Here is a 4,098-nt window from a genome sequence, read left to right on the forward strand (position 1 = left end):
ATTCGAGCTCGGACCCGGGGATCCTCTAGAGTCGCCGTCCGTCCGGCGAGCGAGCCGGCGGGGATGGGCTGGGACATGATTGCTCCTGCAAGAAGACGGATGCCGGGCGGGTGTCGCCGCAGCCCTCTCGACACTATCAACCGGTGCCACACGAACACCCGGCGGGAGGCCACCGCGTCGAGACGGGCGGGTGTTAGGGTTCGAACAAGGCCCACGAAGGGAGCGCACATGCTGCCCGATCTCACGCAGTATCTCTGGATCGCCTGGCTCGTGCTCGCCGTGGCTTTCGTGATCATCGAGCTGCTGACCCTCGAGTTCACCTTTCTCATGCTGGCCGCAGGCTCGGTCATCGGCGGCCTCGGAACGAACCTGCTCGGGGGCCCCTGGTGGCTGCAGGTGCTCCTCGCCGCCGCGGTCTCGGCATTGCTGCTCTTCACGATCCGCCCGCTGCTGCTGAAGGCGTTGCACAGATCGAGCCAGCCGCATCCGACGAACGTCGACGCGCTCTACGGCATGGCCGCGCGCGTCACGACGCCCTTTGTCGACGGGCGCGGATTCGTCCGCCTCGACAACGGAGAACTGTGGACGGCAGAGCTCGCCCCGGCGTCGCCCGCGTTCTCTGCCGGCGACCGAGTGGTGGTCACAGCGATCCGTGGTGCCACGGTCGAGGTGGCGCCGCTTCCCTCCTCCCCCGCCGCCGGCTCCTCGGCGGCATCCGACTCTCCCGAAAGGAGTGCCGACTGATGGTCGACGTCGGAGCGTTCGTGGGTCAGATCTTCGTGATCGTCCTGCTCGTCGTGATCGCGATCTTCGTGATCGTGGTTCTCTTCCGATCCATTCGGATCATCCCGCAGGCCTACTCCGGTGTCGTCGAGCGCCTGGGCCGCTACCAACGCACCCTCTCCCCCGGGCTGAACCTCCTGGTGCCGTTCATCGACCGCCTGCGACCCCTCGTCGACATGCGCGAACAGGTCGTGTCCTTCCCGCCGCAGCCGGTCATCACCGAGGACAACCTCGTGGTCTCCATCGACACCGTCGTCTACTTCCAGGTGACCGACGCGCGCGCCGCGACGTACGAGATCGCAAACTACCTGTCGGCCGTCGAACAGCTCACTACGACGACGCTGCGAAACGTCGTCGGCGGGCTCAATCTCGAAGAAGCCCTCACCAGCCGCGACAACATCAACGGTCAACTGCGCGTCGTTCTCGACGAGGCCACCGGAAAGTGGGGGCTGCGGGTTTCGCGCGTCGAGCTGAAGGCGATCGATCCGCCGCACTCGATCCAGGACTCCATGGAGAAGCAGATGCGCGCCGAGCGTGACCGACGCGCCGCGATCCTCACCGCCGAAGGCTCCAAGCAGTCCCAGATCCTCGAGGCCGAGGGCCGCCGGCAGGCGGAGATCCTCAAAGCCGAGGGCGACAAGCAGGCGGCGATCCTTCGCGCCGAGGGTGAGGCCGCCGCCATCGAGAACGTCTTTTCGGCGATCCACGCGGGCCGCCCCGACGACAAGCTGCTCGCCTACCAGTATCTGCAGACGCTGCCCAAGATCAGCGACAGCTCATCCAGCAAGCTGTGGATCATCCCGAGCGAGTTCACGGAGGCGATGAAGGGCCTCGGAAGCGCGTTCGCCGCACGCACGGATGCCGGAGGCGCACCCGCGTCGACCGCGACGACGGGCGTGCCTCCCACCGAGCCCTCGTGAGCCACCCGTGGTTCGCCGCCAGCGCCGCTCCGCGTGTGCTGGCTCATCGCGGCTTCGTCCCGACGGACGCCGAGGGCATCGTGGAGAACACGGTCGCCGCTTTCGCCGCCGCGCACGCGATCGGTGCGAAGTACGTGGAGTCGGACTGCCATCTGACCGCTGACGGCGTCGTGGTCTTCTTCCACGATGACGATCTGCTCCGGGTGACCGGTGATCCGCGAAAGATCGCGGCCGTGCGCCACGACGAGCTCGTGGAGATCATGGCCGACCGCGGGGGGCTGGCGAGCGCCGCCGACACGATCGAGGCGTTTCCGACGCTGCGCTTCAACATCGACGTCAAGTCCCCCGATGCCGCCCTTCCGCTGGGGCGCATCGTCGCCGGTCACGCGGATCGCGTGCTCATCACGAGCTTCTCGGATGCGCGTCGGCGGCGCGCACTCGAGGCGGCGCGTCATCTCGGCGGCGAGCCGGCGACGTCCGCCGGCCGTGAGACCGTCGCAAGGCTGCTCGCCGCCGTGTCGACGGGATCGAGCGCTCTGGTCAGACGCGTACTTCGTGGGGTGGATGCCGTGCAGATCCCCGAGCGCCAGGGACCGATGCGCATCGTGACACCACGCCTGCTGCGCCTCGTTCACGACGCCGACGTCGAGGTGCACGTCTGGACGGTCAACGACCGCCACGACATGGATCGACTCCTGGCTCTCGGCGTCGACGGTCTCGTCACCGATCGCGCCGACCTCGCACTGAACGCCACCGCCTCGCGCCCCTGATCAGGGCTGGGGATCCCCTGTGAAAGGGCGATTTGGCACGGCCGTTCGGATGAGGCACACAGGTCCGCACGTTATACCTGACACGACGAGAGGACCACACAATGGCAGATCGCAGCCTGCGCGGCATCCGACTCGGCGCCTCGAGCCTACAGAGCGAAGAAGGCGTCGTGTTCCATGAGCGCGCCAACCACACCTATGTCTGCACGCAGTGCGGACGCGAGACCGTGATGACCTTCGCGGCCGACGCCGAGCTTCCCGAGGCCTGGGAATGCCGCACCTGCGGCGCCGAGGCCGTGCTCCGCGTGGGCGACTCGGTCGTCGAGGTCGACCACTCCGGCGACAAGGCTCCCCGTACCCACTGGGACATGCTGCTGGAGCGTCGCACCGTTCCCGAGCTGGAGGAGCTGCTCGAAGAGCGCCTCTCCCTGCTGCGCGCCCGTCGCGGCGCCGCGGACGACTCGCGCCTGAGCGCCTGACGCTCACTCCCCCGCTTCGACGCCGGCCCCTTCGGGGGTCGGCGTCTTCGGCGTGCGCGCGCGACGGCGGACGATGAGACCGACCAGCGCGAGCGCCACCACACTGCCCCATCCGAGCAGGGTCTGCACGGCATCGCCGAGGAGGATGCCGGGGGTCAGCCCGGTGCGCAAGGGCACATCGGTGACCATCGCCCCCGGCTCGTCGGCGGGCAGTGCGTCGATCGTGCGACCATCGGGCCCGATGACTTGACTGGTGCCGACGGTGGACAGGTTGACGACGGCACGACCGCTCTCCACCGCGCGGATGCGGGCGAACGCGAGCTGCTGCAGGTTCTCGTCAGTACCGCGGAAGTCGGCGTTGTTCGTCTGGAACATGTAGACCTGGGCGCCGGCGAGAGCACCCTCGCGGATCACGTCGTCGTAGATCACGTCGAAGCAGATGGCGAGCCCGACCCCCACCCCGTCGACATCGAACATCGGCGTCGTCGTTCCCGGGGTGTATTCGCGCTGGATGAGGCCGATGAGATCCGGCGCGAGCATGTTGTAGAACCAGCGGTCCGGCACGTACTCACCGAAAGGAACAGGGTGGCGCTTGTCGTACAGGGCGGTCGGGTTCTGAGCGCCCGCCTGCCACAGCAGCGAGGAATTGAAGTACTGCTCACCGCGCTGGGTGACCCCACTGACCAGTAAGGGTGCGCCCACACGGGCGGCCAGAGCGTCCAACGCCGTTCGGACCGACGTGTTCGACAGCGGGTCGGCGTCGATCCCGCCCTCCGGCCACAGCAGCAGATCGATGTCGCGGTCTTCGATGGGTCGCGTCGCCGCCAGCTGCGCACGGAACACGTCGTAAGCCGCATGCTGATCGAAGTAGCCGGCGGGCCCGTTGCCCTGCACCGCGCCCACGCGGATGCGGCCGGCATCGGTCGTGGGAAAGGCGGGAAGCAGAAACAGCACGAGCACGGTGATCCCCGCGGGCAGTGCCCGCAGCGCCGCGACCTGCGCGCGCGTCACAGCCCCGAGCCGCGCCACCTCGATCGCCGCCGCACAGGCGAAGACGATGAGGAACGACAGACCGCTCATTCCCGTCCACGATGTGACGTGCGCGAGCGGCGAGTCCGCCTGCGTCACGGCGATGCGGGTCCAGGGAAA

5 protein-coding genes are annotated in these 4,098 nt (G+C 68.1%); 4 read left to right on the forward strand and 1 reads right to left on the reverse strand.

Going from position 1 to position 4,098, the window contains the following annotated elements; all coding sequences use genetic code 11:
• The first annotated feature begins 228 nt into the window (after positions 1-228).
• From I5I_RS03420 to I5I_RS03435, 4 genes are all read left to right on the forward strand, one after another.
• Complete coding sequence (locus tag I5I_RS03420; protein WP_036316504.1) at positions 229-744, forward strand: NfeD family protein; 516 nt, start codon at positions 229-231, stop codon at positions 742-744.
• Positions 744-1,703, forward strand: a complete 960-nt coding sequence (locus tag I5I_RS03425; RefSeq protein ID WP_036316506.1) for an SPFH domain-containing protein — start codon at positions 744-746, stop codon at positions 1,701-1,703. The genes I5I_RS03420 and I5I_RS03425 overlap by 1 nt, the downstream gene beginning before the upstream one ends.
• Positions 1,700-2,473 carry a glycerophosphodiester phosphodiesterase family protein gene (locus I5I_RS03430; RefSeq protein ID WP_036316508.1) on the forward strand — a complete coding sequence of 258 codons (774 nt, stop codon included), beginning with the start codon at positions 1,700-1,702 and terminating at the stop codon, positions 2,471-2,473. Before I5I_RS03425 ends, I5I_RS03430 begins: the two co-directional genes overlap by 4 nt.
• 101 nt (positions 2,474-2,574) lie before the next feature.
• A complete protein-coding gene (locus I5I_RS03435) occupies positions 2,575-2,949 on the forward strand; it encodes an RNA polymerase-binding protein RbpA (RefSeq protein WP_036316509.1) in 375 nt (124 codons plus the stop codon).
• A 3-nt stretch (positions 2,950-2,952) separates the two neighbouring features.
• On the opposite strand, the gene lnt is transcribed toward I5I_RS03435, so the two are convergent.
• On the reverse strand, positions 2,953-4,098 hold a 1,146-nt coding region (gene lnt / locus I5I_RS03440), incomplete at its 5' end, for an apolipoprotein N-acyltransferase (RefSeq protein ID WP_036316510.1).

This window comes from Microbacterium sp. B24, from assembly GCF_000333415.1.
In the GTDB taxonomy this organism is placed as follows: domain Bacteria; phylum Actinomycetota; class Actinomycetes; order Actinomycetales; family Microbacteriaceae; genus Microbacterium.